Source organism: Acidovorax sp. SRB_24, from assembly GCF_012931925.1.
Window position 1 is genome coordinate 1 of record NZ_MWOM01000199.1, and the last position, 613, is coordinate 613.

Here is a 613-nt window from a genome sequence, read left to right on the forward strand (position 1 = left end):
GCGCTGCAGCTGGCCGGCAAGGCGCCGGAGCACCGCACTGTCCACGCTGTCAATGGCGTGAGCCTGGCCATCCACAAGGGCGAAGTGGTCGGTCTGGTGGGCGAATCGGGCTGCGGCAAGTCCACGCTGGGCCGCGTGGTCGCAGGCCTGCACCGCCAGACCGAAGGCGAGCTGCTGTACCGCGGCGCCTCGTGCGCCAGCCTCAACCGCCAGGACAAGCTGGCCTACACGCTGGGCGTGCAGATGGTGTTCCAGGACCCGCAGGCTTCGCTCAATCCGCGCCAGCGGCTGCACCAGATCCTGGGCGAGGCGCTGCAAGTGCACAAGCTGGCGCCGGCGCAGGACATCCCCGCACGCGTGAACCAGGCGCTGGCCGAGGTGGGCCTGGCCGCCGAGTACCGCGACCGGCTGCCGCACCAGCTCTCGGGCGGACAACGCCAGCGGGTGGGCATCGCGCGCGCGCTGATGGTGTCTCCGCAGTTCCTGGTGTGCGACGAGCCGGTGGCGGCGCTGGATGTGTCCATCCAGGCGCAGGTGCTCAACCTGTTCATGGACCTGCGCGCGCAGCACGGCCTGACCTGCCTGTTCATCAGCCACGACCTGGGTGTGGTGC

Annotated in this window: 1 protein-coding gene; it reads left to right on the forward strand. The window is 70.3% G+C overall.

Features of this window, described 5'->3' with window-relative positions; genetic code table 11:
- The coding region (locus B2J89_RS21515; protein ID WP_169170842.1) for a dipeptide/oligopeptide/nickel ABC transporter ATP-binding protein at positions 1-613 on the forward strand (613 nt) is incomplete at both ends.